The organism is Burkholderia lata (assembly GCF_902499335.1).
Lineage (GTDB): Bacteria > Pseudomonadota > Gammaproteobacteria > Burkholderiales > Burkholderiaceae > Burkholderia > Burkholderia lata_B.
Map to the genome: position 1 here is coordinate 643,367 of NZ_CABVQK010000001.1, position 26,157 is coordinate 669,523.

General features: G+C 66.4%; 27 protein-coding genes. 8 read left to right on the forward strand and 19 right to left on the reverse strand.

The genetic code is table 11. From position 1 onward, the window contains the following. Window positions 1–79 precede the first annotated feature (79 nt). The gene (locus tag BCO18175_RS02980) at window positions 80–760 is read right to left on the reverse strand and encodes a class II aldolase/adducin family protein (RefSeq protein WP_174979287.1); all 681 of its coding nucleotides are present in this window, start codon (window positions 758–760) and stop codon (window positions 80–82) included. 377 nt (window positions 761–1,137) lie between these two features. Here BCO18175_RS02980 and BCO18175_RS02985 point away from each other — a divergent pair, with 377 nt between their 5' ends. The 8 genes from BCO18175_RS02985 (at window position 1,138) to BCO18175_RS03020 (ending at window position 8,082) form a co-directional block, all read left to right on the forward strand. After that, window positions 1,138–2,421, forward strand: a complete 1,284-nt coding sequence (locus tag BCO18175_RS02985) for an alpha/beta fold hydrolase (protein ID WP_174979288.1) — start codon at window positions 1,138–1,140, stop codon at window positions 2,419–2,421. 142 nt (window positions 2,422–2,563) lie between these two features. Further along, window positions 2,564–2,854, forward strand: coding sequence for a co-chaperone GroES (locus BCO18175_RS02990; RefSeq protein ID WP_011356207.1), 291 nt, complete (start codon window positions 2,564–2,566; stop codon window positions 2,852–2,854). Between the two features lie 12 nt (window positions 2,855–2,866). Then, a complete protein-coding gene (gene groL, locus BCO18175_RS02995) occupies window positions 2,867–4,507 on the forward strand; it encodes a chaperonin GroEL (protein WP_047851824.1) in 1,641 nt (546 codons plus the stop codon). A gap of 179 nt (window positions 4,508–4,686) precedes the next feature. After that, the gene (locus BCO18175_RS03000) at window positions 4,687–5,301 is read left to right on the forward strand and encodes a LysE family translocator (protein WP_174979290.1); all 615 of its coding nucleotides are present in this window, start codon (window positions 4,687–4,689) and stop codon (window positions 5,299–5,301) included. A gap of 536 nt (window positions 5,302–5,837) precedes the next feature. Beyond that, a complete protein-coding gene (locus BCO18175_RS03005) occupies window positions 5,838–6,209 on the forward strand; it encodes a DUF6697 family protein (RefSeq protein ID WP_174970552.1) in 372 nt (123 codons plus the stop codon). A gap of 58 nt (window positions 6,210–6,267) precedes the next feature. Further along, entirely contained in the window at window positions 6,268–6,486 is a 219-nt protein-coding gene (locus tag BCO18175_RS03010) for a hypothetical protein (RefSeq protein WP_241020478.1), read from the forward strand. Window positions 6,487–6,618: 132 nt separating this feature from the next. Further along, the gene (locus BCO18175_RS03015) at window positions 6,619–7,140 is read left to right on the forward strand and encodes a PTS sugar transporter subunit IIA (protein WP_174979293.1); all 522 of its coding nucleotides are present in this window, start codon (window positions 6,619–6,621) and stop codon (window positions 7,138–7,140) included. Between the two features lie 48 nt (window positions 7,141–7,188). After that, window positions 7,189–8,082, forward strand: a complete 894-nt coding sequence (locus tag BCO18175_RS03020; protein WP_174979294.1) for an amino acid kinase family protein — start codon at window positions 7,189–7,191, stop codon at window positions 8,080–8,082. Between the two features lie 58 nt (window positions 8,083–8,140). Here BCO18175_RS03020 and BCO18175_RS03025 read toward each other — a convergent pair whose 3' ends face one another. The 18 genes from BCO18175_RS03025 to BCO18175_RS03110 all read right to left on the reverse strand — a co-directional run bounded on the left by BCO18175_RS03025 (window position 8,141) and on the right by BCO18175_RS03110 (window position 26,063). Next, window positions 8,141–10,141 (reverse strand): family 2A encapsulin nanocompartment cargo protein cysteine desulfurase, encoded by a 2,001-nt coding sequence (locus BCO18175_RS03025; protein ID WP_174979296.1) that lies wholly within the window; start codon window positions 10,139–10,141, stop codon window positions 8,141–8,143. Next, on the reverse strand, window positions 10,116–11,048 hold the full coding sequence (locus tag BCO18175_RS03030; protein WP_021156739.1) for a family 2A encapsulin nanocompartment shell protein: 933 nt from the start codon (window positions 11,046–11,048) through the stop codon (window positions 10,116–10,118). The genes BCO18175_RS03025 and BCO18175_RS03030 overlap by 26 nt, the downstream gene beginning before the upstream one ends. 138 nt (window positions 11,049–11,186) lie before the next feature. Further along, window positions 11,187–11,408 (reverse strand): helix-turn-helix domain-containing protein, encoded by a 222-nt coding sequence (locus BCO18175_RS03035; protein ID WP_174915704.1) that lies wholly within the window; start codon window positions 11,406–11,408, stop codon window positions 11,187–11,189. Window positions 11,409–11,416: 8 nt separating this feature from the next. Then, the gene (gene epsC, locus BCO18175_RS03040; protein ID WP_174979297.1) at window positions 11,417–12,355 is read right to left on the reverse strand and encodes a serine O-acetyltransferase EpsC; all 939 of its coding nucleotides are present in this window, start codon (window positions 12,353–12,355) and stop codon (window positions 11,417–11,419) included. Window positions 12,356–12,383: 28 nt separating this feature from the next. After that, window positions 12,384–12,854 (reverse strand): rhodanese-like domain-containing protein, encoded by a 471-nt coding sequence (locus BCO18175_RS03045; RefSeq protein ID WP_174970542.1) that lies wholly within the window; start codon window positions 12,852–12,854, stop codon window positions 12,384–12,386. A 423-nt stretch (window positions 12,855–13,277) separates the two neighbouring features. Further along, window positions 13,278–14,678, reverse strand: coding sequence for an amidase family protein (locus tag BCO18175_RS03050; RefSeq protein WP_174979298.1), 1,401 nt, complete (start codon window positions 14,676–14,678; stop codon window positions 13,278–13,280). A gap of 82 nt (window positions 14,679–14,760) precedes the next feature. After that, complete coding sequence (locus BCO18175_RS03055; protein ID WP_174979299.1) at window positions 14,761–15,552, reverse strand: alpha/beta fold hydrolase; 792 nt, start codon at window positions 15,550–15,552, stop codon at window positions 14,761–14,763. An 84-nt stretch (window positions 15,553–15,636) separates the two neighbouring features. Next, the gene (locus tag BCO18175_RS03060) at window positions 15,637–15,963 is read right to left on the reverse strand and encodes a DUF4148 domain-containing protein (RefSeq protein WP_174979300.1); all 327 of its coding nucleotides are present in this window, start codon (window positions 15,961–15,963) and stop codon (window positions 15,637–15,639) included. Window positions 15,964–16,267: 304 nt separating this feature from the next. Beyond that, a complete protein-coding gene (locus BCO18175_RS03065) occupies window positions 16,268–16,810 on the reverse strand; it encodes a cytochrome P460 family protein (RefSeq protein WP_174979301.1) in 543 nt (180 codons plus the stop codon). Next, window positions 16,810–17,853, reverse strand: a complete 1,044-nt coding sequence (locus BCO18175_RS03070) for an alpha/beta fold hydrolase (RefSeq protein ID WP_174979302.1) — start codon at window positions 17,851–17,853, stop codon at window positions 16,810–16,812. The genes BCO18175_RS03065 and BCO18175_RS03070 overlap by 1 nt, the downstream gene beginning before the upstream one ends. A 270-nt stretch (window positions 17,854–18,123) precedes the next feature. Next, window positions 18,124–18,378, reverse strand: a complete 255-nt coding sequence (locus BCO18175_RS03075; protein WP_174979304.1) for an RNA-binding protein — start codon at window positions 18,376–18,378, stop codon at window positions 18,124–18,126. A gap of 29 nt (window positions 18,379–18,407) precedes the next feature. Next, a complete protein-coding gene (locus tag BCO18175_RS03080) occupies window positions 18,408–19,586 on the reverse strand; it encodes an acetate/propionate family kinase (protein WP_174979306.1) in 1,179 nt (392 codons plus the stop codon). Between the two features lie 4 nt (window positions 19,587–19,590). Further along, window positions 19,591–20,529, reverse strand: a complete 939-nt coding sequence (locus tag BCO18175_RS03085) for a phosphate acetyltransferase (protein WP_174979307.1) — start codon at window positions 20,527–20,529, stop codon at window positions 19,591–19,593. 19 nt (window positions 20,530–20,548) lie between these two features. Beyond that, window positions 20,549–22,891 carry a DUF3141 domain-containing protein gene (locus BCO18175_RS03090; protein WP_174979309.1) on the reverse strand — a complete coding sequence of 781 codons (2,343 nt, stop codon included), beginning with the start codon at window positions 22,889–22,891 and terminating at the stop codon, window positions 20,549–20,551. Between the two features lie 61 nt (window positions 22,892–22,952). Further along, a complete protein-coding gene (gene fabI / locus BCO18175_RS03095; protein WP_438820480.1) occupies window positions 22,953–23,762 on the reverse strand; it encodes an enoyl-ACP reductase FabI in 810 nt (269 codons plus the stop codon). A 155-nt stretch (window positions 23,763–23,917) separates the two neighbouring features. Continuing rightward, window positions 23,918–24,157: a hypothetical protein gene (locus BCO18175_RS41100; RefSeq protein ID WP_438820481.1), complete on the reverse strand. Its 240-nt coding sequence runs from the start codon at window positions 24,155–24,157 to the stop codon at window positions 23,918–23,920. A gap of 100 nt (window positions 24,158–24,257) precedes the next feature. Further along, on the reverse strand, window positions 24,258–24,599 hold the full coding sequence (locus BCO18175_RS03105; protein WP_174979310.1) for a DUF4286 family protein: 342 nt from the start codon (window positions 24,597–24,599) through the stop codon (window positions 24,258–24,260). Window positions 24,600–24,641: 42 nt separating this feature from the next. Then, complete coding sequence (locus BCO18175_RS03110; RefSeq protein ID WP_174979312.1) at window positions 24,642–26,063, reverse strand: MmgE/PrpD family protein; 1,422 nt, start codon at window positions 26,061–26,063, stop codon at window positions 24,642–24,644. Between the last annotated feature and the right edge of the window lie 94 nt (window positions 26,064–26,157).

Genomic DNA, 26,157 nt, shown 5'->3' on the forward strand with positions numbered 1-26,157 from the left:
AAGGCGCACGCCGGCCACGAACCAATTCATCGAGCTATCGGTATGACAGCGGCCGGATTGCGCCGGCCACTACTCGATCTCATGCGAGGCCGGTCATCTTCCATTGCTGTTCGAGCGCGCCCGGCCCGAATTCGAGCGAGCCGCCGAGCGGTTCCGCGAGCGCCTGGAAATACGCGGCCTCCTCGAGGATCAGGATGTACTTCGACACGTCGAGGATCGATTTTCCCCAGAAGGTCGCGCCGCCGTTCGCCTCGATGATCGCCGGCACCTCGGGGTCGCGCCGGATCGTGTCGACGATGAAGCGCGGCTCGCCGGGACGACGATCGACATACACCGGAATCTCGCGGGCACGCGTGTAGCGCGCGGCCGGTGCATAGCGGATCGGCAGCGGCCGATGCGCGCTGGCCCAGGCGCCGAGGTACGGGCCATGCACGTGGATCACGACGCCGACTTCCGGCACCTCGCGGAACACGTCCGCATAGCGCGGCCCGTTGCCGCCCGCGCGCGCGTCGCCATGCAGCACGTCGCCGTCGAGCGTCACGACGACCGGATGGATCTCTTGGGAAGCGGCCCACGGGCTCGGCGCCGACAGCGCGACGACGAGTTCCGTGCCCGGCACGCGCTGGAACGCCTGGAACGTGTTGGTCGCCGACAGCGTGCGCGTGTCCTTCAGCACGCGCTCGGCCTGCGTGAATTCGCGCGTGGCGCGCTCGACGAATGCCACGAGTTCGCCGCTGTCGATGGTTGAGGTGACGGACATGAGGACGGTTTCCTTGATCGGGTGGAAGGACGGGTTCGCATTGCAGCGCCGTAGCGCTGCGACGCACGGCCTCCGGATCAGCAGCAATCGTGCCAGCCGCGCACTTTCGGTCCGGATGCCCGCACCACGGTGTGTGCGCGCCGCGCTCGATGCGCTCCGTGCGATCCATGCGTATGCCTCTGTTGCGGGAGCAACAGCCCGCCGGCTCCGTTTGCTGCGGAACACGCAGCCGGCGCATGCGTGCGGGACATGCCGTGCGACGCGATAGCCCGTCATGCCTCGCGCCGCGCACACTGGTTCGAAACTTGCGTCGTGGTCGGCCCGCGCCGCGCAATGTCCGGCGCGTCCGATCCGACTTCACCGACACCCATCCGACCATGACGCTCCTCCCCCTGCGCGGCTACACCGCGCGCACGCTGCTGGCTTCGGCGCTCGCCGTATCGTCTCTCCTTTCGCACGCGGCTTCACCCGGCCGCGTTCCTGCGCCGGATCCGTTGCAGGGCGACGGCCGCGTGTCCGCGTTCTACACGTGGGACCGCGACATTCCGGCGACGCCCGGCGTGCTGCTACGCGCCGAGCCGCTTCCGGCGACGCTCGGGCTCGCGCGCGCCGGGCGCCAGCTGCGCATCCTCTATGCATCGACCGACGGCGTCGGCGGCCGCACGCCGATCGCCGTGTCGGGTACGCTGTTCGTGCCGCGCGGCACGCCACCGGCGGGCGGCTGGCCGATCGTCGCGTGGGCGCACGGCACGTTCGGGATGGCCGACATCTGCGCGCCGTCGTGGTTCGGCCGCTCGTACCGCGACGTGCGCTACCTGAACGCATGGCTTCAGCAAGGGTTCGCGGTCGTCGCGACCGACTATCAGGGGCTCGGCACGCCCGGCCCGAATCCGCAGCTCAACAACCGCTCGAACAGCTACACGCTGCTCGACAGCGTGCGCGCGGTGCTCGGCGGCGTACCGGGCCTCGCGAACGAGGTCGTGCTCGTCGGCCAGTCGCAAGGCGGCTCGGCCGTGTTCGCGGCGGCCGGCTACGCGCCCGCCTATGCACCCGAACTCGTGATCCGCGCGACCGTTGCAACCGGCACGATCTACAACGCATCGCCTGCCACGCTCGCGTCGCTGCCGAAGTTCGAGAGCGCCTACCGGCGCGATCCCGATCGCGTCGATCCGACGCTCGCGTATCAGTTCTACTCGGTGCTCTCCGCCCAGCAGATCGACCCGTCGCTGCGCGCGGACGAGGTGCTGACCGAGCAGGCGTTGCCGATCCTCGAACAGGCGCGCATCAGTTGCCTCGCGTCGCTCGAGGACGACGCGGCGCTCGCGCACCTCACGCACGCGAACACCGTGAAGCCCGGCGGCGATGCACGGCTGAAGGCATGGTGGGATGAATACCTGAAGGTCCCGACGCTGAAGATCGCCTCGCCCGTCTTCATCGGCGCGGGCGCGGACGACGGGCTCGCGCCGCTCGAACTCGCGCTCGCGAAGGATGCGTGTGCGGCGGGTACGACAGTCGAGGCGCACCTGTATGCGGGCCGCGAACACAACGGCACCGTGAACGCGTCGCTCGCCGATTCGATTCCGTTCGTGAAGCGCGTGCTCGCCGGCGAGACGATCCGCCCTGTCTGCACGCCCGCCGCACAGGAGGCCGTGTCGCGGTAGCGGGTGCCACGCGCTTTGCACGCCGGCGCGAATGCATTTCCGAATCCGTTATTGGATCGCGTCGCCGCGCATTTTTATACTCGTCAGCACTCTCTGCTAAAGAGTGCCAGCCAATCTCGACAGAACAGCACAGGACGAACAAATGAGCCTACGCCCCTTGCACGACCGCGTGATCGTGAAGCGACTCGACCAGGAAACCACCACCGCGTCGGGGATCGTGATCCCCGACAGCGCCGCGGAAAAGCCCGACCAGGGTGAAGTGATCGCCGTCGGCCCCGGCCGCAAGGATGCGGACGGCCAGCGCATCGTGCCCGACCTGCAGGTCGGCGAGCGCGTGCTGTTCGGCAAGTACGCGGGCCAGGCCGTCAAGGTGGACGGCAACGAGTTTCTCGTACTGCGCGAAGAAGACATCGTCGCGGTCGTCAATCAATAACGGAGCGCAATCATGGCAGCGAAGGAAATCATTTTCAGCGACGTCGCACGGGCCAAGCTGACGGAAGGCGTGAACATTCTCGCGAACGCGGTGAAGGTCACGCTCGGGCCGAAGGGCCGCAACGTCGTGCTCGAACGCAGCTTCGGCGCACCGGTCGTCACGAAGGACGGCGTATCGGTCGCGAAGGAAATCGAACTCGCGGACAAGCTGCAGAACATCGGCGCGCAACTCGTGAAGGAAGTCGCGTCGCGCACCAGCGACGCAGCCGGCGACGGCACCACGACGGCTACCGTGCTCGCGCAGGCAATCGTCCGTGAAGGCCAGAAATACGTCGCGGCCGGGCTCAATCCGCTCGACCTGAAGCGCGGCATCGACAAGGCCGTCGCGGCGGCCGTCGACGAGCTGAAGAAAATCAGCCGGCCGACCACCACGAGCAAGGAAATCGCGCAGGTCGCGACGATCTCCGCGAACGGCGAGGAATCGATCGGCCAGCGCATCGCGGAAGCGATCGACCGTGTCGGCAAGGAAGGCGTGATCACCGTCGAGGACGGCAAGTCGCTCGCGGACGAGCTCGATGTCGTCGAGGGGCTGCAGTTCGATCGCGGCTACCTGTCGCCGTACTTCATCAACAATCCCGACAAGCAGATCGCCGAGATCGAAAGCCCGTACATCCTGCTGCACGACAAGAAGATCTCGAACATCCGCGACCTGCTGCCGGTGCTCGAACAGGTCGCGAAGTCGGGCCGGCCGCTGCTGATCATCGCGGAAGATGTCGAAGGCGAAGCGCTCGCGACGCTGGTCGTGAACAACATCCGCGGAATCCTGAAGACGGTGGCCGTGAAGGCGCCGGGCTTCGGCGACCGCCGCAAGGCACTGCTCGAGGACATCGCGATCCTCACCGGCGGGCAGGTGATCGCCGAGGAAACGGGGTTGACGCTCGAAAAAGCGACGCTCGCCGAACTCGGCCAGGCGAAGCGCATCGAGGTCGGCAAGGAAAACACGACCGTGATCGACGGCGCGGGCGATGCGAAGAACATCGAAGCGCGCGTGAAGCAGATCCGCGTGCAGATCGAGGAAGCAACCTCCGACTACGACCGTGAAAAGCTGCAGGAACGCGTCGCGAAGCTTGCGGGCGGTGTCGCGGTGATCAAGGTCGGCGGCGCCACCGAGATCGAAGTGAAGGAGAAGAAGGACCGCGTAGACGACGCGCTGCACGCGACGCGTGCCGCCGTCGAGGAAGGCATCGTACCGGGCGGCGGCGTCGCGCTGATCCGCGTGCGGCAGGCGATCCGTGAGTTGCAGGGCGTGAACGCCGACCAGAACGCGGGCATCAAGATCGTGCTGCGCGCGCTCGAGGAACCGCTGCGCCAGATCGTCACGAACGCGGGCGAGGAAGCGAGCGTCGTCGTCGCGAAGGTGGCCGAAGGCTCGGGCAACTTCGGGTACAACGCGCAGACGGGCGAATACGGCGACCTCGTCGAATCGGGTGTGCTCGATCCGACCAAGGTCACGCGCACGGCGCTGCAGAACGCGGCGTCGGTCGCGGGGCTGTTGCTGACGACCGATGCGACCGTGTTCGAAGCGCCGAAGGATGCGGCGCCGGCGGCGGCACCTGGCGGCCCGGGTGCGGGTGGCCCTGGGTTCGATTTCTGACGGTACGGCGCGTGTGCCGGTTCGCCGGCATGTGTGCATGCCATACGCAGTAATGCAACGCGTGGCGACGAAAGTCGTCACGCGTTTTCGCATTGGATCGGCGAAACAGCGCGACGCGCCGGCCCGCCAGCGCGCTCGGGTAAGATGAAAGCCCGTCCCGTCGCACTGCCCGCCACGCCATGTCGACCACCCTCACTACCTTGCTTCCGCTTGCCGGCGTCCTTTTGCTGAGCGTCGCCAGCCCCGGCCCGAACTTCGTGATCGTCACGTCGACCGCGGTCGAGTCGCGCCGCGCCGGTGTGATGACGGGCCTTGGCCTGGCCGCCGCGTCCGGCACCTGGGCGGCGATCGCGATCGCCGGGCTCAGCCTGCTCGTCACGCATGTCGCATGGGTACACACGGCGCTGCGGCTGGCGGGCGCGGCCTACCTGATCTGGCTCGGCCTGAAGATGATCCTGACCGCGCGCAAGCCGTTGCCCGTTGCCGCTATGGTCGCCGCGTCCGACTGGCACGCCGCGAAGAAGGGCTATGTCGTCAGCATGACGAATCCGAAATCGGTCGCGTTCTACGGGAGCATCTTCGCGCTGATGGTGCCGGCCCATGCGCCGGCATGGCTTGATCTCGCAGTCGTCACGCTGTCGGTGGCGATATCGGCCGCGTGGTATTGCACGATGGCGCTGCTCGCCTCGCACCCGTCGGTGCGCGGGCTGCTGGTCCGTCGCAAGGCCGTGCTCGATACGACGGCCGGCTTGCTGCTGATGGGTGTCGGCGGACGGATGCTCGCCGGACGTTGATCGGCTGCGGTTCCGCTCACACAGGCACACAGGCTTCGAACCCCCACCGCTTCCCCGCCATGCCGACTGTACAACCCAGCACCTCCGGCAGTGCACGTAGTACATGGCGTCATCCCGCACGGGCCGCGTAACCTTTACGACCTTTTTACTTGCGCCCGCGCATGCGTTCACTAGAATGTGTTCGCAATCCATCACCGAGTACGCACATGCGCATCCGAAGTCCTCGCCCTCCGAGTTGCTTTTCTGCCTGACAGGCAGGACGCCTGCGTCTCTCTTTTCCCGAGCCACCGTCCTGCCAGCAGGCGGACGGTGCGCGCCGTAGTCCTTCCCGTGCACGCTTGAACATGACGTCGATGCGCTGGCCGCGCATCGCGCGATGCAAGCGTGTTCGCGCGGAAAACCCCGTCACGACGCGCCATCGATCCGCCGCCCCGGCAACGATCGACTGGCATGCCCGTATCCCGCACGTCGATCCAGCCTCATTGCTTTGCATACCTGATTTAACCAACGGAAGTTTCCGATACCGGAGCCCGGTCATGTTCGAGATCGACAAGCAGTACACCCGCGAATTCATCCACACCGCATGCGGCGGCAGCAAACAGGCGTTCCTGCCGACGAAGAACGGCAAGGTCGTGGCCGCCTGCCTGCGCACGGACCTCAACCCGCACGCGCCCGACGTGATCCTCTGCGACGGCAGCGCGTCCGCGCGGGCGGCCGGCAGGACGCTCGCCGCGCAACGCGATGCGATTCCGGTGTTCATCCGCATGGCAACGGACGCGTACCGCTTCGTCGGCCAGTACGTCGTCAGTGAATCGCTCACCGCACCGCTCGACTGCGCGCCGTACGTGCGCAACAGCAGCTTCACGCCCGGGCAGATCTCGCGCGTGCTCAAGCTCCAGCGCTGCTGACCCGCTTGGCGGGCGCATAGCGCGCCACAACCCGTTCGTCTTTCATACAGGAGCAATCATGCTTGGCCTGACGTTCTGGAAACACGTGATCGGTGCGCGGACCGATGCAATCCGCGATGACAGGGCGGCTGCACACGACCGGCACCGACGGGTGTCGAGAACGCTCGTGCTGACCAGCGCCGCGGTGGCGTTCGCGGCGATCGCGTTCGGCGCGCCGGTCATCGGCATTTCGGTCTTTCTGCTGACGACGCTGCCGTTCGTGTTGTCAGGCACCTGAAGAAGTACGTATCGGGTCCGGTTCCAGCGGCAATCGATACACAATTTTAATACCGGGCCCCCGCGTATCTGACACCGTCTTTACGCGGTTTTGTCTAGGATTTCCCTGTCATCCCGACACGGAGAGATCCGCATGCAAACGCAGCAGGCCGCCGCCGGCGGCCAACCCGACCTTCCCTACCGACGCGGCGGTGCACCGTTCGCGACCCGACTGGCCGACGCCTGTCCGCCGGACAACATCCTGCTCGATGTCCCGGTCGAAAGCCCGATCCAGTTGTTCGACCTCGTCGCGCGATATATCGAGCGCAGCAGCGGCGTTTCCGCGGAACGCATCAGGACCGAACTGATCAAGCGTGAACAGCTCGGCTCGACCGGCCTCGGCCAGGGCGTCGCGATTCCGCATGCGCGTGTCGACGGGCTCGGCGCGGCCGCCGCGCTGTTCGTGCGCGCGCTGTACCCGTTCGCGTTCAACGCGCCGGACCGCAAGCCTGTGCACGAATTCATCGTGCTGATCCTGCCGAAAGAAGACGATCGCGCGCATCTCGAACTGCTCGCCGACGCGGCCCGGTGTTTCAGCGACCGCGCGTTCCGGCAGGCATCGCGCGACGCGTTGACGCCCAACGAGATTCACCAGCTGATGCAACGCGCGCATTGATGCCACGCCGTGCGGCGACAGGCACTCCCTTCATCCATTCGGATTCCCATGTTCCCAGACCCTGAAAGTCCCACTCTTACGTCGCGTCGCGTGGCCGGCCTGGCCCGCTCGCTGCCGTTCATGCAGGCCCTGCACGGGCAGACCGTCGTCATCGTCGAAGGCGGCGCCGCGAACGATGCGCGCGCCCGTCAGGCGTTCGCGCAGGATGTCGCGCTGCTCGCACTCACCGGCGTTCGTCCGATCGTCGTCCAGGGTGGTCCGGCCGCGTCCGGTGCGCAATCGGTCCACGCCGTTCACGCGGCGATGGCGGGCGTCAATCATGAACTGGTGCGCCTGATCGGCAGCCATGGCGCGAAGGCGATCGGCATCGACGGCCACGACGGCGGCATGCTGGTTGCGGGCGCCGATTCCGACCGCACCGATACGTGCGAAGTCGCGCGATTCGACGGCGCCGCGTTGACCGCGTTTCTTGCGAACGGTCTGGTGCCCGTCGTGATGCCGGTCGCTCCGGATGACGCAGGCCATGATCACCTGTTGCGCCCGGAACGGCTCGGCAGCCTCTTCGCGCAACGCACGGGTGCCGTGACGCTGGTGATGATGGTCGAAAGCGCGCTGCTGCGCGAACTCGGCGAGCTAGCCGGACTCTACGGCATCACCGAACTCGAGCAGTGGCTGGCCGAGCACCCGGCGGCCACCGCGGCGCCCTGCGTGCGGGAAGCGCTCGATGCGCTCGCACACGGCGTGCAGAACGTCCATCTCGCCGATATCGGGCAACCCGAATCGCTGATCGACGAACTGCTGACGGAAGAAGGATCGGGCGTGGTGTTCTGCCGTCGCGGCAACACCGACCTGCTGTCGGAAACCCGCCGCTACTTCGCGGATTCGGCGAGCGTGCTGCGTGACGGCTTCAACGTCGAGCAGAAGCAGGTCGTGCGGTTCTGACTTTTTTTAGCAACGAAACGCTTGCGGCGACCACGAGGGCCGCCGCAAGCGAATGACGTCAACGCCGCGTCGCAAGACGCCGCACGACGCTCACCAGCGCATCGACTTCGTCGCACGTGTTGTAGAACGCGAGCGACGGCCGCACCGTTGCCTCCAGCCCGAAACGCCGCAGGATCGGCTGCGCGCAGTGATGCCCCGAGCGCACCGCGATGCCCTCTTCGTTCAGCGCCTGCCCGACCTCCTCGGTCTCGTAGCCCTTCAGCACGAACGACAGCACGCTCGCCTTGTCGCGCGCGGTGCCGACGAGCCGCACGCCCGGCACCGGTGCGAGCACGCTCGTCGCATACGCAAGCAGGTCGTGCTCGTAGCGCGCGATGTTCTCGATGCCGACCCGGTTCACGTAGTCGAGCGCGGCACCCAGCCCCACCGCATCCGCGATGTTGCCGGTGCCGGCCTCGAACCGGTTTGGCGGCGGCTGGAACACCGTACGCTCGAACGTCACGTCCGCGATCATGTTGCCGCCCCCCTGCCACGGCGGCATGTCGTCGAGAATCGCGCGCTTGCCGTACACGACGCCGATCCCGGTCGGCCCGTAGATCTTGTGCCCGGAGAACACGAAGAAATCCGCATCGAGCGCCTGCACGTCCACGCGCATGTGCGAGATCGACTGCGCGCCGTCGACGAGCGCCTTCGCGCCGGCACGATGCGCAAGCTCGACGATTTCCTTCACCGGCACGACCGTACCGAGCGCGTTCGACACCTGCGTGACGGATACGATCTTCGTGCGGTCGTTGAGCAGCTTCCGGTATTCGTCGAGCAGCACCTGCCCCGAATCGTCGACCGGAATCACGCGCAGCTTCGCGCCTTTCTGCGCAGCAAGCTGCTGCCACGGCACGATGTTCGCGTGATGTTCGAGATGCGACACGATGATCTCGTCGCCTTCGCCGACGTTCTGCACGCCCCACGTCTTCGCGATCAGGTTGATCGCCTCGGTCGTGCCGCGCACGAACACGATTTCATCAGGCGACGATGCGCCGATGAAACGCCGCACGGTGTCCCGCGCATGCTCGTACGCATCCGTCGCACGGCCGGCCAGTGCATGCGCGGCGCGGTGAATGTTCGAGTTCTCGTGCGCATAGAAATACGCGAGCCGATCGATCACGGCCTGCGGCTTGTGCGTCGTCGCCGCATTGTCGAACCACACGAGCTGCTTGCCGTTCACGCGCTCCTGCAGGATCGGGAAATCGCGGCGGATCGCGTTCACATCGAACGGCGGGTGCGCGCCGCGATGCAGCTGGCCCTGCGGCTCGGCTGCGTGCGCATCGTCGATGAAGTAACGCGGCACGTCGGCGCCCGACGCGCGTGACACCGGCACGTCGCGATGCACGGCGAGCAGCTCGCGCAGCGCATCGTCACCCGGCAGCCCGAACGCTTCCGGCGATGCAAGACCGTTCGACGGCACCACGATGTCCTGCGGCGTCGCCTGCCAGCCCTGCAGCGAACCGTCGGTGAAGTAGTACGGCGATGCCTTCGCCGTGCCTTCCGGTACCGGTGCATTCACCTGCGGCACGCCGAGCGCCGCACCGCCGACGCGCGGTTCGAGCGCGGGCGCGATCGACACGGCGTTGTCGGGCAGCCCGTTCTGCGCGGCCGCATGCGGCGCGAGCGCGGGTGCGCGGTTGCCGAGCGACAGCACGTGCGTCGGCGCGGACGGCGCGAGGTTCGCACCGGGCACTTTCCCTTGCGGGAGCGCGAGACCCGGCACGCCGGTGCCCGCGCCGCCCGGCCCTGCGAGCGGCGAGCCGCCCGGTACCGGGTTGCTCACCGACGCGAGGATCGGCGCCGCGGCCGGCAATGCCGACGGCACGCCGCCGACCGCGCCGCTGCCCGCCGACAGCCCGGGCGCGGTGGCCTGCCCGGGCGGCGTCGCGAAGAACTCGGACGCGAGCCGCGCAAGCGTCGCGGGATCGGGCAAGCCTGCCGGCAGCGGCGCGTGCGGCAGCTCGTGCGCGTCGCCGCCGGCCACGCCGGGATTAACGGTAGGTGTCGGGATAGTCATGGAACTTGGCGATTTCGACGTCATCGAGGACAGCCAGCGCATCCGGCGAATGGACCGCGAGCGAGCAATACAGCGAGATCAGGTACGACGCGATCGCCTGGTTGTTGATCCCCATGAAGCGCACCGACAGGCCCGGGCCCTGCTCGCCCGCGACGCCCGGCTGATACAGGCCGACCACGCCCTGACGCTTGTCGCCGACGCGCAGCAGCAGGATCTTGGTCTTGCCGTCCGCGACCGGCACCTTGTCCGACGGGATCAGCGGAATGCCGCGCCACGTGAGGAACTGCGAACCGAACAGGCTGACCGTCGGCGGCGGCACGCCGCGCCGCGTGCATTCGCGGCCGAACGCGGCGATCGCGAGCGGGTGCGTGAGGAAGAACGCGGGCTCCTTCCACACCTTGGTCAGCAGCTCGTCGAGATCGTCCGGCGTCGGCGCACCCGTCAGCGGGAAGATCCGCTGGTCGTCGGTCACGTTGGCGAGCAGCCCGTAGTCAGGGTTGTTGATCAGCTGGCTTTCCTGCAGTTCCTTGATCGTCTCGATCGTCAGGCGCAGCTGTTCCTTGATCTGGTCGTGAGGACTGCTGTAAAGATCGGAGATCCGCGTATGCACGTCGAGCACCGTGCTCACCGCGTTCAGGAAATACTCGCGCGGCTGTTCCTCGTACGGCACGAAGGTTTGCGGCAGCACGCTTTCGTCCTCGAGCTGCGTGCACGCGGCACGAACGGCTTCCGGGTTCTTCACCTGGTTCAGGCGATAGATGCCGGCCTCGACCGGCACCCATTGCAGCAGGTGGGTCAACCAGCGCGGCGTGATCGTGGAAAGCTGGGGGACGGTCTTGGTAGCGTTCGCTAGTTGGCGGGCGGCGTGATCGCTCAGCGCGGCCGTGCCGCTTGCAACGGTCGACATGTGTGGCTCCGGGTTCTTAAGATGAAAAACGGGATTGCTTATGACGCTCGGTGATTATCGGAAGCACGCACCTGCCGGCTCAACATGCTATAGCCGTCATGTCGCGTGCAACCGAAAGGGAAACGAAACGAAGCGGCCTCAGGTGAGGTACGCGCCCGGCAGCAGCGTCGAGATCGATACGTCGAATGCGCGCGCGATCTTGTCGGCCGTGACGATCGACGCGATCGCCTCGCCGCGCTCGATCTCGCCGACATACGAGCGGTTCAGCCCCGCATGCTCGGCAAGCTGCTCCTGCGACCACGTGCGCGCTTCGCGCAGCTTGCGCACATTGGCGCCGAAGTGATGGATGAGGTCGCTCATCGCGCCTCCTATGCGACACGCGCCGCCGCGCGCGGCGCGGCGTTCGCTTCGCTGCGCAGCACGGCCTGCGTGATGTTCGCGCCGGCCGGCACGTCCTGCGTGAGCCACACGTTGCCGCCGATCACCGCGCCGCGCCCGATCGTCACGCGCCCGAGGATCGTTGCGCCGGCATAGATCACCACATCGTCCTCGACGATCGGATGGCGTGCGAGCCCCTTCTCCAGATGGCCCGCCGCATCGCGCGGAAAGCGCTTCGCACCGAGCGTGACGGCCTGGTACACGCGCACGCGCTCGCCGATGATCGCCGTCTCGCCGATCACGACACCCGTGCCGTGATCGATGAAGAAGCCCGCGCCGATGCGCGCGCCCGGATGAATGTCGATGCCTGTTTCCGCATGCGCCTGCTCGGCGATGATCCGCGCCAGCAGCGGCAGGCCGAGCCCGTACAACTCGTGCGCGAGCCGGTGGTGGATCATCGCGAGGATGCCCGGGTAGCACAGCAGCACCTCGTCGACGCTGCCGGCCGCCGGATCGCCGTGGAATGCGGCCAGCACGTCGCTGTCGAGCAGCCGGCGAATGTCGGGCAGGCGCGCGGCAAACGCCTGCACGGCCGTCGACGCAACCTCATCGACGTTATCGACCGGCCCTTCGGCACTGCGCTGCCGCGCCGCGTAGCGCAATTCCAGCTTCACTTGCGCGAGCAGCGCATTCAGCGCCGCATCGAGCGCATGGGCCACGTGAAAGTTCTCGCTCTCCTGGCGCAGGTCGGGCGGCCCGAGCCGCATCGGGAACAGCACGCCCTTCAGCGCACCGATGATCTGCGCGAGCGCCTCGCGCGCCGGCAGGTCGCGCCCGCCCGGTTCGAGCGAGCGGCGCTGCTTCTCGCGCCACGCGCGGCGTACGCTTTGCAGCGATTGAACGATGTCGTCGATGTCGAATGCGGCCATGCTGCTTTCTCCCTGTAACGGCCGTGAATCAGTCCTGCGCCCACGGCAGGCCGCGAAAACGCCAGCCGTTGCTGCCGCCGCGATGCTGCCGCTCGTCGAGGTCGCCCTCGAACCCTTCGAGCACGTTGAATACCTGCGTGAAACCGCCCTTCGCCGCGGCCTCGGCCGCTTGCGCCGAGCGGTTGCCGCTACGGCACAGCAACAGCACGACGGCGTCCTTGCCGGTCTTCGCTTCCAGTTCGCGCACGAAGCGCGGGTTGCGCGTCAGGCTCGTGCCCGTCGCCCACGGCACATGCAGCGACTCCGGCACGTGGCCGACGAATTTCCGTTCCTCGGCTGTGCGTACGTCCACCAGCAATGCGTCGCCGGCGGAGAACAGCGCCCACGCGGCTTCCGGCGCGACGCCGCCCGCGTAGGGCGTGCCGGCCGCCGCAGCCGCCGCGCGCGCGTCTTCGAGCGCCTGCTGCGCAGCGGTTCGTTCTTCCAATGCAACCGTCATGACACTTCCTTGTTTTCGTTGATTCGTATGATCAAAAAACACCGGGAAAGCGGCCGTTGCAGCTTGCGTGCTGTCTATAGCCGTCAGCGCCACTATGCGAGTGCGGCCGGGCAAGCAGAACCAATAAAAATTCATTTCCTAATCAGCGGCGCGGGGAATGCAATAGCAGACGTGCGCTATCGGGGCGGGTTCGCCGGCGGGCAGGACAGGCGGAATGGTGACCGTTCGATGTCACGCATCGAAGGACTTTGAAAGGTATCGCGGGAGACGATCAACGCGGCGTGCGGCGCGTTGCAACGGAATCCGAAATGGCATGCATGTGCGGGCGCGCATGCGTGGACGACTCAGGAAATCAAGCTGGCTGCCGGAATGCATCGGCACGACGCCGGACGGGCATCGCCGATGCACTCATGCTTCAACGCCTCACACCACCGGGTCGACCGGCGCGACCGGCACGCCGCGTGCTTCGATATCGCGCCCCGCGAGCAGGCACAGATCCTCGCGATGATGCGCGGCAACCACCTGCACGCCGACCGGCACGCCATTCACGAGCGAAGTCGTTACGGCCAATCCCGGCAGCCCCATCGCCGGCAGCGCGCGCAACGTGAGCTGCGCCTCCCACACGCGATCGAACCCTTCCTGCCCTTGCCTGTCGAGATCGTCGGGAAATGGCAGTTCCGATGAAACAGGCAGCAGCAGCACGGCGTATTCGTCGAGAAACACCCGCCATTGCCGCGTCAGCGTCGTGCGCCGGACGAGTGCGCGGCTGATCACGTCGGCCGGCAGATCGCGCACCTTGCCACGCACGGCGTCGATCACGGCAGCCGCGCCCGGATCGCCGTCTTTCACGACCGCGCTCGTCAATGCATCGAAACCGTCGCCGAGCCAGAGCTGCTCCTGCAGCAGCGCAGCCTCGCGCATCGGCGGCGTATCGTCGATCTCGTCGACAATCCAGCCCGCATCGATCAGCCGCCGCGCGGCATCGCGCAATGCCGCCTCGACCTCGGGCACGACCTGCAAGCCGCCCGGCCGCACGCACAGCGCCGCGCGCTTCGGCACCTCGCGCCCGTCGAACGGCACCGCCACGTGCCACGGGTCGCGCGGGTCCGGCGCGGCGAACGCACGCAGCGCGAGCGAGAGATCGTCGATCGTGCGTGCGATCGGCCCTGCCGTCGACATCAGCTGCGCGCCGATCGCACGCTCGGGCGACGACGCATTGAACGCCGGCACACGTCCGAGCGACGGTCGAATGCCGTGCACGCCGCATGCGTAGGCCGGATAACGCACCGAGCCGCCGATATCGGTGCCGACGGCAAGCGGGCCGATCCCGGCGGCCACGGCTGCCGCCGCGCCGCCGCTCGATCCGCCCGGCGTCAGCGATGGATTGCGCGGATTGCGCGTGTGGCCATGCACGAGATTCGACGTGAACCAGCGCAACGCGAATGTCGGCGAATTGGTGCGGCCGAGCAGGATCGCGCCGGCGTTCCGGATATTGCCGACCACCGGGCTGTCGGCGTGCGCGATCAGGTTCTCCTGCAGGCGCGTGCCGTTGGTCGTCGCAAAGCCTGCCTGATCGACGTTGATCTTCACGGTGACAGGCACGCCCGCGAGCGGCCCCGGATCGTCGCCACGTGCGATCGCGCGATCGACTTCGTCGGCCTGCCGCCGCACGTCGTCGGGGCGGTGTTCGATCACCGCGTTGATCGCCGGATTCACCGCATCGAGACGATCGAGCACGGCGTCCGCCACTTCGCGCGCGGACACTTCACGCTGACGCACGCGTTTTGCGAGTTCGGTTGCCGGCAGTTGCCAGAGTTCGGTCATGACTTCTCCTGGTGGAAGGACATCACAATCACTGACGGCGCCGCGCCTCATCGATGACGAGAAAACGCGGCGCCGCATTCACTCACTGCGCATCCTGCTTCGCGCGTTCGGCGGCCGCGATGATCGCATCGGCCACGGCCTTCGGCTGGCTCAGCATCGCGACATGGCTGCCGTTCACGCGCGTGACCGTCGCACCGATCCGCTTCGCCATCGCTTCCTGCAGCGTCGGGTCGATCATCCGGTCCTGCGTCGCGACGACGAACGTCGACGGCTTCGCATGCCACGCGGCCTGCGTGACCTTCTCCGAGATGCACCCGCCATACCACGGCCCCTGGGTCGCCGCAACGATGCGCTGCTGCGCGGGCGACAGGTCCGGCGCGAAATCCTGCGCAATCGCCTTGTCCGACAGCGTCGCGAAGCCGCCCGCGTCCTTGCGCAGTTCACCGGCCCAGGCGGGCGCCGGCAGCCCCTGCGTGACGTCGGCGATCGACTGGCCGCTATCGGGCGCGAACGCGGCGACGTACACGAGCGATTTCACCTTGTCGTCGTTGCCCGCATCGCTGATCACGACGCCGGCCCACGAATGGCCGACCAGCACGACCGGCCCCTTCTGCGCGTCGATCGTGCGCTTCGTCGCGGCCGCATCGTCGGCGAGCGAGCTCAGCGGATTCTGCACCGACACCACGTGCAGCCCGCGCGCCTCGAGCAGCGGAATCACGCGGTTCCAGCTCGACCCATCGGCGAACGCGCCGTGCACGAGCACGACGTTCGTGCCCTTCAGGTCGTCCTTCGGCACGGCCTGCGCCGCGACCGCACCGAACAGTCCGCCGATCACCGCGGCGGATACCAGAACGCGTTTCATCAAACCGGCCATCGTCATGCTCCTTGCTCTGTTGTGTTTATCACATGAAGTGTTGCAGTGGTGGCCGCGCCCGCTGGCAGCAAGCGCGGCGGCAAATCACGAATGCGCGTACAGGTCGTCGGCGGCGTTCTGCGTGGAGCGCGCTTGCGTCGCGCCACGATGGCCGGCAGGCGCCGACGCATCCGCCACGTTGTCGTCTTGCGACTTCGACGGACCGTTCTGGTCGGAGCGCGCGACCTGCAGCGCAGCCGCGACGTCTTCCGGGTAATGCGGCTCGCTGCGGGCCGGGTTGTAGCCGGCCTGCTCCAGGCGAACGAGTTCGGCGCGCACGTCGGCACGCGTGAGGCCGTGGCCGGTATCGGCGAACGACAATGCGGGGATGGCGGCGAGGACGGCAACGGCGAGGATTCGAGCAGCTTTCATGAGGGTTCTCCTTGAAGGAAGGTGGTCAATCGATCATTCGGCATCCGATCCAGATCGTCTGGCATCGAACGTTTCCTGCATGTCGACAGTAGAACCCGCCCACGTATCTGCCATGTTTCCGAAACCAGTGCTTTCTGCATGCCAGTTTTTCAGGAACGGCCGCAGATACAGTGCGATACAAACCCGGCTACCGCATCGGCCACTGGCGCGCTCTGCCGAGGTGCTCCCCAAAAGCGCACCCGCCATGAAAAAAGGCGTGCCACGCACGGCACGCCTTTCCGTCCAACTCGTCACACCACGCACGTCACGGCGCAAGCCGCGTGAACACGTAATCGTGGTTCTTCACACGCGCCTGGTGGCACGCAAAGCACGTCTGATGCTGGCCGATATCGGCCGGCACGCCGTTGATGAAGCGCCCGAACCCCCAACCTCCCGTCGACGCATAGCGGCGCGAGTCCTTCACCATCACCTGCACGGTCGTCGCCTGGCCCGGCACCGTGGCCGGCGCGAACTCGTCGGACTGCTTGCGCTTGTACGCGAGCTTCACGAGGATCGTGCCGTCCGGAAACGGCAGCGTTGCCTTTTCGAGCGCACGGATCGCGACGGGATTGCCGAGCACCACACGGAGTTCATCGAGCGGTGCGGCTTCCTCGGCCGGCGCCACCATTTCCCACTTGCGGTAGCCGGGCGGAATCGTCACGCCGTAGATCGGGGACGCGGCGGCAACCGGCTTCGGCTGCTCCGCGAACGCAGGCGGACCGCTCACCGTCAGCGCGCAGGCCAGCAGCACGCACGCGACGAACGCACGGCGGCCGCCGCGACGCACCACTCCCACGCGAGCCCGCATCACAGATGCTCCACTTGCAGGATCGCATCCGCGAACGCCTGCGGTGCTTCCTGCGGCAGGTTGTGGCCGATGCCGCCGGAAATCGTCCGGTGCTGGTACTTGCCCGTGAACTTCTTCGCGTACGCGGCCGGTTCCGGATGCGGCGCGCCGTTCGCGTCGCCTTCCATCGTGATCGTCGGCACGGTGATCGCGGGCCCGGCCGCAAGACGCCGCTCGATGTCGTCGTACTGCGCCTCGCCCTTCACGAGCCCGAGGCGCCAGCGATAGTTGTGGATCACGACGGCCACGTGATCGGGGTTCTGGAACGACGCGGCCGTGCGCGCATAGGTTTCGTCGGAGAACTGCCACTTCGGCGACGCGAGTTGCCAGATCAGTTTGTTGAACGCATCGCGGTTCGCCGTGTAGCCCAGCACGCCACGCTCGGTCGTGAAGTAGAACTGATACCACCACTGGAACTCGGCCTGCGGCGGCAGCGGCTTGGCGTTCGCCGCCTGGCTGCCGATCAGGTAGCCGCTCACCGATACCAGCGCCTTCACGCGCTGCGGCCACAGCGCCGCGATGATGTCGGCCGTGCGCGCGCCCCAGTCGTAGCCGCCGAACACCGCGCGGTCGATCTTCAGCGCATCCATCAACGCGATGATGTCGACGGCCGTCACCGCCTGCTGGCCGTTGCGCACCGTGTCAGCCGAGCGGAACGTCGTCGACCCGTAGCCGCGCAGGTACGGCACGATCACGCGATAGCCGGCCGCGACGAGCAACGGCGCAACTTCCGCATAGCTGTAGATGTCGTACGGCCAGCCGTGCAGCAGGAACACGACGGGGCCGTTCTTCGGCCCGAGGTCTGCATACCCGACGTTGAGCACGCCCGCGTCGATCTGGTGGATCGTGCCCAGCGACGCGACGCCGGCCGTGCGCTTCGCAGGCGCTGCATCAGGCGCCGACTGTGCATGCGCGAGGGCGCTGAAGCCTAGGTCGGCGAGGCTCAGGCTTGCCAGCGTCGTACCGAGGATCAGGCGGCGGCGGGTGTTCACGGTTTCAGGCATGACTCGTTCTCCATTGTCGATCGCTAAGGAAGGGGGCCCGCGGCGCGTATGGGCGCTCGGGAATCGGCGTTCTCAGCGGCGGCGCTGGCACTGCGCTGCCGTGTGAATCGCTTCACCGGATTTATACCCGAACCGTCTGGAGGCTTTGTATCCCAACGTATCTGTGTGCGAACACGACACACGGCGATTCAAAAATCGGGCTGGAGATGCCTATTCGCGGGGGAGTCGCCCCACATTCCCCCCTTCAACCACGCTGACGCACGAAGCCGTTCACTCCTTCCGATCCGGCAGGATATGCGCACGAATCGACCGCCCCCGCCACGAAATGTGGTCGATCCGCGCGCGCAGCGTGTAGAGCGCCACCGACGACAGCGTACTGAACCTGAGCAGCGCGATCGGGTTACCAATCCCGGCCGGCACACGCTCGATCGAATCGAACAGCGGGAATCCATACTGTGTCAGGAACGCGCCGACCTCATCATCGCGCGCGCGTTCCTCGACATTGACCAGCAACAGTTCGGCCATCACGGCTCCTTTCCTTGTTCGCCTGCCCGTCACCGGATCAGCCGGCGCGTATGGTGCGCGATCATCAGTTCTTCGTTGGTCGGGATCACCCACACCGGTACGCGGCTCGACGCCGTCGTGACCAGCGGCCCGCCGGCATTGTTCGCTTCGACATCGATCTCGACGCCGAGCCAGGCTGCACGGCGCATCACCCCTTCGCGAATCGGCGCCGCATGCTCGCCGATCCCCGCCGTGAAGACGATGGCGTCAATACCCTCCATGGCGGCGGCAAGCGAACCGAGTTCGCGCGAGATGCGGTAGATGTACAGCTCGATCGCGAAGCGCGCGTGCGGATCGTCGCTCGCGAGCAGGGTCCGCATGTCGCTCGATATGCCGGACACCCCGAGCAGCCCGGAGCGCCGATAGACCAGATCCTCGACGGCGCGCACGTCCATCCCGAGTTCATCCATCAGGAAGAGCACGACACCGGGATCCAGGTTGCCGCAACGCGTGCCCATCGGCAGCCCGTCGACGGCGGTGAACCCCATCGTGCTCGCGACGCTCTTGCCCGCAACGAGCGCACACATGCTCGCGCCGTTGCCGAGGTGGGCGACGACCGTGCGCCCGCGCGCCGCCTGGGGCGCAACGTCGGGCAGCACGCTCGCGATGTATTCGTACGAGAGCCCGTGGAAGCCGTAGCGGCGCACGCCCCGGCTGGTGATCGACTCGGGCAGCGCGAACGCTTGGGACACCACCGGCTGCGTGCAGTGGAACGCCGTGTCGAAGCAGGCGACCTGCTCGATTCCGGGCTGCACCGCTTCGAGGATGCGAATCGGCGTGAGGTTGTGCGGTTGATGCAACGGCGCGAGCGGCGTGAGCTTTTCCAGCTCGGCCACGATCTCGGGCGTGACGCGCACCGGGCCGCTGAAGCGTTGCCCGCCGTGCACGACGCGATGGCCCACCGCCGCGAGACGGTGCCCTTCCTGGTGAGCCTCCAGGAACGCGGCGATCTGCGCGAGCCCTTCTTGATGGCCGAACGTCTCGCCGCCGGCCCATTGCTGCTCGTGACGTTCCGCGTGATGGTCGACAGCGCTGATGTGCGCGGTGGCCGTGTACAGACCGTCGACCTGACCATGTACGATCAGCCCAAGCGTGTCGCGCTGCACGTCGAATGCGGAAAACTTGATGCTCGACGAGCCGGCATTCAATACCAGAATCACGTCTGCCATGGCATCACCCCGCGCGCGTGGCTGCTTCGCGCTGCACGTTCGCGACGAGCATCGCGACCGCGCATGAAGCCAGCCGGGTGATCAACGAATCGGCGCGACTCGTCAGGATGATCGGCACGCGCGCGCCGAGCACGATCCCCGCCGCGTCCGCGCCGGCCAGGAACGACAGGCTCTTAGCGAGCATGTTGCCCGCTTCGAGGTTCGGCACCATCAGCACGTTCGCGTGCCCGGCCACCGGCGAATCGATCTGCTTGATGCGCGCGGCCTCGGGATCGATCGCGTTGTCGAGCGCGAGGGGACCGTCGACGAGCGCGCCGGTGATCTGCCGGCGATCCACCATCTTGCACAGTGCGGCCGCTTCGAGCGTCGACGGCACTTTCGGGTTGACCGTCTCCATGGCTGACAGGATCGCCACACAGACCTGCGGGAATTCCAGCGCATGTGCAAGATCGATCGCGTTCTGCAGGATGTCGACCTTTTCCTCGAGCGTCGGCGCGATATTGATCGCCGCGTCGGTCACGATGAGCGGATCGGCGTGCGCGGGCACGTCCATGACGAAGCAATGGCTGATACGCCGGCCCGTGCGCAGTCCGACATCGTGCCGCACCACTTCGGCCATGAGTTCGTCGGTGTGCAGGCTGCCCTTCATCAGCGCGGATGCCCGGCCATCGCGTACGAGCCGCACCGCCGCCGCGGCCGACGCCTCGCTGTACGGCGCATCGACGATCTCGTGATCGCTGATCGACAGCCCGCACTCCGCGGCGGTCGCTTCGATTCGTGCACGCGGGCCGACCAGGATCGGTTCGATCAGCCCCTTGCGCGCCGCCTCCAGCGCCCCCTCGAGCGAGCTGCGGTCACACGGATGCGCAACGGCCGTCGGCATCGGCGCCAGCGTCCGGCAGTGTTCGATGAGGCGGTGATATTTCTCGTGTCTGTTTTCCATCGCGGTTCCTTGCTGTCCGTCACTGCACACGATCGAGTGCTGCCACCGGCCCGTTGGCCGGCCGCTTCGCGGGCGGCGCACCGAGCACCGCGCGTATGCGTTGCAGCGCCGCCCACTGTTGCTCGCTCACCGATGCGCCTTGCACGCGCGGATCGCCCAGCAGCTTGTCCAGCAACGTCAGCAGCCGCTGGCGGTCCTCCGGCCGGGCAAGCAGCGCCGGCAGCGTGGCGACGGCCTGTTGCGGCGCGTACGTCGCGATGATTTCCTGCTCCCCATAGATGCGCCGCCACTGGTCGGGCGGCAGGTCCGGCAGATACTCGGCGTAGGTTTCGGCGAGTTCACGCTCGGTCGCAAGCTGCGCCAGCGGAAACGGTTCGCCGCTGCGCTCGAGCAGGAACGCCGCGCGCGCCACCGCCTCGGTGTAGCCGCCCCGGTCGAGCGACGCGAGCGCCTCCTTCACGAACGGCAGGTCGCGGGGATCCGTCGCCACCGGCGAAGCAGCGTGACGGTCGTGATTCTGCTCCGCGAAATGAAGCATGAACGGCTGCGTGTACATCGCGAAGAACAGCGACTCGGTGCCGGCATCGCGGATCGCGCGGAAATAGTCGAGCGACGCGCTGACGATGTCCGAGCCACGGCGCTCGAGCTCGCGCCACGGTGCGATATCGTCGACCGGCTGGCGATGGGCCTTGACCGTGTCGGCAGCCGGCTTCAGCCAGCGCAGCCACGGATTCAGGTCCGAAAACGCCCAGCGCTGAAAGCGCAGCGGATGAAAATCGCGCAACAGGCGTGCGGTGGTTTCGTTCGACGCCTGCTGCACGAACGGCTGCATCAACAGTTCATAGGCGCGCTGCGTGAATTCGGACAACTCGGCAACGGCCTCGAACGCATGTTCGTCCTTGCGCCCGAAGCGGTTGAAGTGTTGCGCGATCTCTTCGAGACGGTGCTCGGCGAAGCTGACCTCGTAAGCGACCTTCCCGTCGGCGCCTTTCACCTCCTCGATCGACATCGCATAGAGGCCGGGCGGCAGCGTTTCGACGGCATCCAGCACGCTGACGATCTGCGCATGCTCCTTTTTCGCGACCTTGCCCGACACGAAGATGCCGAGATGCCCGACGTCCTCTTCCATCAACCCGATGATGACCTGTCCGCGCGACTTGATCTCCTCCGTGCTGCCGTAGATGTCCGCGACCCAGTTGAACGCTTGCTGCGGCGGCGTGATGTTGTCGCCCATCGACGCGAACAGGATGATCGGCGAGCGGATCTCGCGCAGGTCGAACGCCTTGCCCGCGCCGTCGCGCACCTCGCCGGACCAGAGCTTGTTGCCGATGAACAGGTTGCGCGTGATCCACTCGATCTCCTCGCGGTTCATCAGGTAGTAGCCGCCCCACCAGCGCTCGAACTCGAGAAAGCGCGGCGGCTCGGTGTCGATGTTGTCGTACACGTGGTAATACTTGTCCCACAACGTGTTCGCCGGGTTCAGGTTCTCGAAGTTCTGTACGAGATACGCGCCGTCGAACTTGCCGTTGCCCAGGTCCGACGAGAACGACGCGAGCCAGGTGCCGCCGAGGATGCCGCCGGCATAGCGCATCGGATTGTCGCCGGGCCCCTCGCTCCACGCGCCGCTCCAGTACGACATCGGCGCGCCGTTGATGACGATCGGGCCGGTATCGTCCGCCGACGAGCTCGCGAGCATCATCGCGGCCCAGCCGCCCTGGCAGTTGCCGACGATGGCCGGCTTGAGGCTGTCAGGATGCAGCTCCCGCACCTTCCGGACGAACACCTGTTCCGCCGCGCACACGTCGAGCAGCGTCTGGCCGGGCTCGGGCTCCTGGAAGAACACGACGAAGTACACCGGATGCCCCGCGCGCAACGCCACGCCGACTTGCGAATCGTCCTTGAAGCCGCCGATACCGGGGCCATGCCCCGCACGCGGATCGATGATCAGGTAAGGCCGCTTCGCGGCATCGACGGTCACGCCGTCCGGCGGCTGGATGTGAACGAGCGCGTAATTGACGGGCCGTGCGAACTGCCGGCCGTCGAGCACGACGTCGTAGTCGAAATGAAGCACCGGCTTGAGCCCCTGGGCCGTGCGCTCGACGTATTGCGTGCCGCGCTCGCGCAGCGTGTCCCAGAACAGCAATGAGCGCTGTACGGTGTCGACCGCGTAGTGCCATGCGCTCAGCGGCGAGAAAGGCATGGCGAAGGGCGTGACGCCCGGGTCGCGGCCGTCGCTGCCGTCGAGTGCTTCGCCCAACCGTTTCCCGTACTGTTCCAGCGCGTGCTGCGTACGCTTGTGCAGCACGTGGACAATCTCCGCGGCGATCTCATGACTGCGCGCCAGTTGCGTGGCAGCATCCATAACACTGTTCTCCAGAGGGGCAAGGTGAATCTCGACGCATTCCGGGAGCGGCCGCCTCGCGTCAGCCGAGCACGTGCATCCCCGCGTCGATGTAGTGAACGCCGCCGGTCATCGCGCGTGCGGCATCGCTGGCGAGAAAGGTGCACAGCGCACCGACGTCGTCGATATCGAGCGGCCGGCGCAAGGGCGCACGCCGTGCGGTGTCGTCGAGCAGGTGATCGAAGTTCGGCAGCCCGGAGGCCGCTCGCGTGGGCAATGCGCCGGGCGAAACCGCGTTCACGCGAATGCCGGCCGGCCCTAGTTCGACGGCCAGGTAGCGAACGGAAGCCTCCAGCGCGGCCTTGACCGGCCCCATCACGCCGTACTCCGCGATGACCTGGTCGGCACCGATGTAGGTCATCGCCATCAGGCTGCCGCCGGACGTCATCAACGGTTCGGCAAGTTTTGCCATCCTGATGAACGAGTGGCACGAGGTATCCATCGCGAGGGCGAACCCTTCCGGCGAACTGTCGACGACCCGCCCGTGCAGGTCGGCCCTGGGGGCATAGGCAACGGCGTGCAGCAGGAAATCGAGGCCGCCCCACTTCTCGGCAATCGTGTCGAACAGCTCGCGCATCTGGTCGGTCCGGCTCACGTCGACGGGCATCGCGATCGCCGGCTTCAACTGTTCCAGCAGCGGCTCGACGTACGGCAACGCGCGGTCGGATTGCCAGGTCACGGCCAGCTCGGCACCTGCCGCGTGAAAGGCGCGCGCACATCCCCAGGCGATGCTCTGCTCGTTCGCCAATCCGACGACGACTCCCCTTCGACCTTCAAGCGGCCACATGCCATTGCAAGGCAAGCCTGACTCGCGCACGTCGTTGTTCGTCATCGCGAAACCTCGGGTCGTATTTTTTCACCGGGCGAAACTGTGAAAGGGCCGATTGGCCTTTCTGCCGCGAATCATTGTATTGAGGGTTTCAAACCATCAGACCATTCATGCGATATATTTTTGATTTTTATCAAAATCGCTTTTGAATCAGATAATTACGATGGAATGTTTCGATCGGGAGGAGTGGATTTCATCGATATGTCATTCAATCGTGTGCGGAAGTGGCATGCTGCTTCCGCCATAAAACGGTCACTTTGATGGACGACACCAGCAACAGGCAACGAAGCCGCGGTGAATTCACGAGGCTGAACGCGGGGAAATGAATTCATCAGCGGCTGCCGCCGCGCGACGGTCTCCGGCGTTTCCTGCCGGCGGTCGATGAGGCCCGGCAGCACCGCGTTCGTCCGGATGTTCCCGGCCGCATGGTGCTCCGGGCAAGTGCACGTCCGCGCGCCCGGCACCACGCATCACGTCGGCAGCGACGAGCGCCGCGGCTCAATCGCCCTGCTTCAGGACCACGTCGGTAACGGGTTCAAAGTAACAGGCATAGCGCACGTCGGCCAACGTATCGCTGATCGGCATCTCGTGCGTGTTGTACCGCGCCTGAATACCGTCCGTGACGACTTGCGGTTCGGCGGCATCGCACTGATAAAGCGCCATGTATTGCCACGGTTGCACACCCGATCCCCGTTGTTGCTCCGTGCGCCTGAAGCGTTGAGCGCTCACAACCCCGGGTACGCGCAATACGTCAGGCACATGCTGCTCCGAGTACCAGCGATTGAATGCATCCTCGTTCCCGGGAGTCGGGTTGGTCAGTACGAGATACGTGAATTTCATGCCGAGTCTCCTTGTCAATATGTTGGACCGTGCACGGACGGTCTACGCAGCGGCTGGAACAACCAACGCCATCAACCCGCGCACGTTGCAGTCGCGATCCAGCGCCATCACCGCGTTGACGACGGCATCGGCGCGGTCGCGCGGCATCACGCCGTCGGCGTTCCGATGAAACTTCGCGATCAGCTCGTCGGTAGAAAGCAGATTCGACGGGTCGGGTGACGGGCTTCCTTTGGGATAGAGACGCTCGGCCACGAACGTCTGGCCGCGCGCCGTCACCTCTACGCGTGACGGACGCGCCGACGCATGCGACGACAATTCCTTGAGGTAATCCGGATGCACCCGGTGTCGGACCTTCTTCATCAGGCTCAGCACGGACGGGCTGAACACATGTGCGGGATCCTGCCAGTCCCGTCCCGGCACCAGGCGATGTGCGCCGATGGCCATGCCGTGGGCAATGCTGAACTGGCCGTCATGTACGTGCCGGATATCCTGCGTCAGCCAGGTCGGCTTCTCGACGAATCCTTCCACGAGCAGGTCGATGTGTTCGATTTCGTCAGGCTGAATGTCGTTGCGCTCGACGATATCGATCAGGCAGTCGAGGGGACCGTGCAGGACGCGACAGTGCGGATAGAGCTTGTACAGTTGCTCGGATATGAAGTCCCATTTCTCGCCCAGGCCCGACGTGATCCGCTCCGGCACCCAGCGCCGGGTGCCGATGAACCGGGCGTAGCCATGTTCCGCGTCGTCCAGCAGCTGAAAATCGCCCCGGTGGCCCAGCAACCCCATGTTCGCCGCCAGCATCGCCGACTGCACCAGCGCCGCCGCCATCGTGTACTTGATCGTCGTGCTCGGCGCGTGGTGAAAGAAGGCCATCATCGACTGCACCGGCGAGACGTAACCGGCAATACTCAACGAATGCGCCAGCACGTCGGCCGGCTGCCGCTGCAGCATGCCGATGGCCGCCGTTGCACCGAAGACCGTACTCGCGAAGCCGAACACTTTCGGGGTGTCGAGCCGGCCGTCTTTCACGTCGCGCAAATAGTCCATCGCCTTGCCGATGCGCCAGGACATTTCATGCGACACGGCGATTGCGCGGATCAGGTCACGCCCCGAGGCCCCGGTCGTTTCGCCGATCGCCAGCGCACCGGGCAGCACATACGGCGTCACGTGGCCGGGCGGCACAACGGCGTCCATGTCCAGTGCGTTGATCAGTTCTCCATTGGCGACAGCGGCACCCAGTGCCGCGACCCGATGCGGGGTGCCGATGATCGTGGCTTGCCCCTGGCCTGCCATCGATCTGCCATATTCGATGCCGATGTGCCCCTTGGGATGGCCGACGGCGGCAAGGGCGCATCCGATGGAGTCGAGCACCAGTCGCTTGGCTTCGTCCACGACCGGAGCCGGAATGTCGTCAAATGACGTGTTGGTGCTAAAGTTCGCCAATTGCTCGACGATCGTAGTCATGGGTGTCTCCGTCATGGATGGCTACTGCCGTGCGCAACCATCGCCCTGGTCATTGGCTGCCATTACATGCGCAAGCCCGCTGACAAGAAAGGCA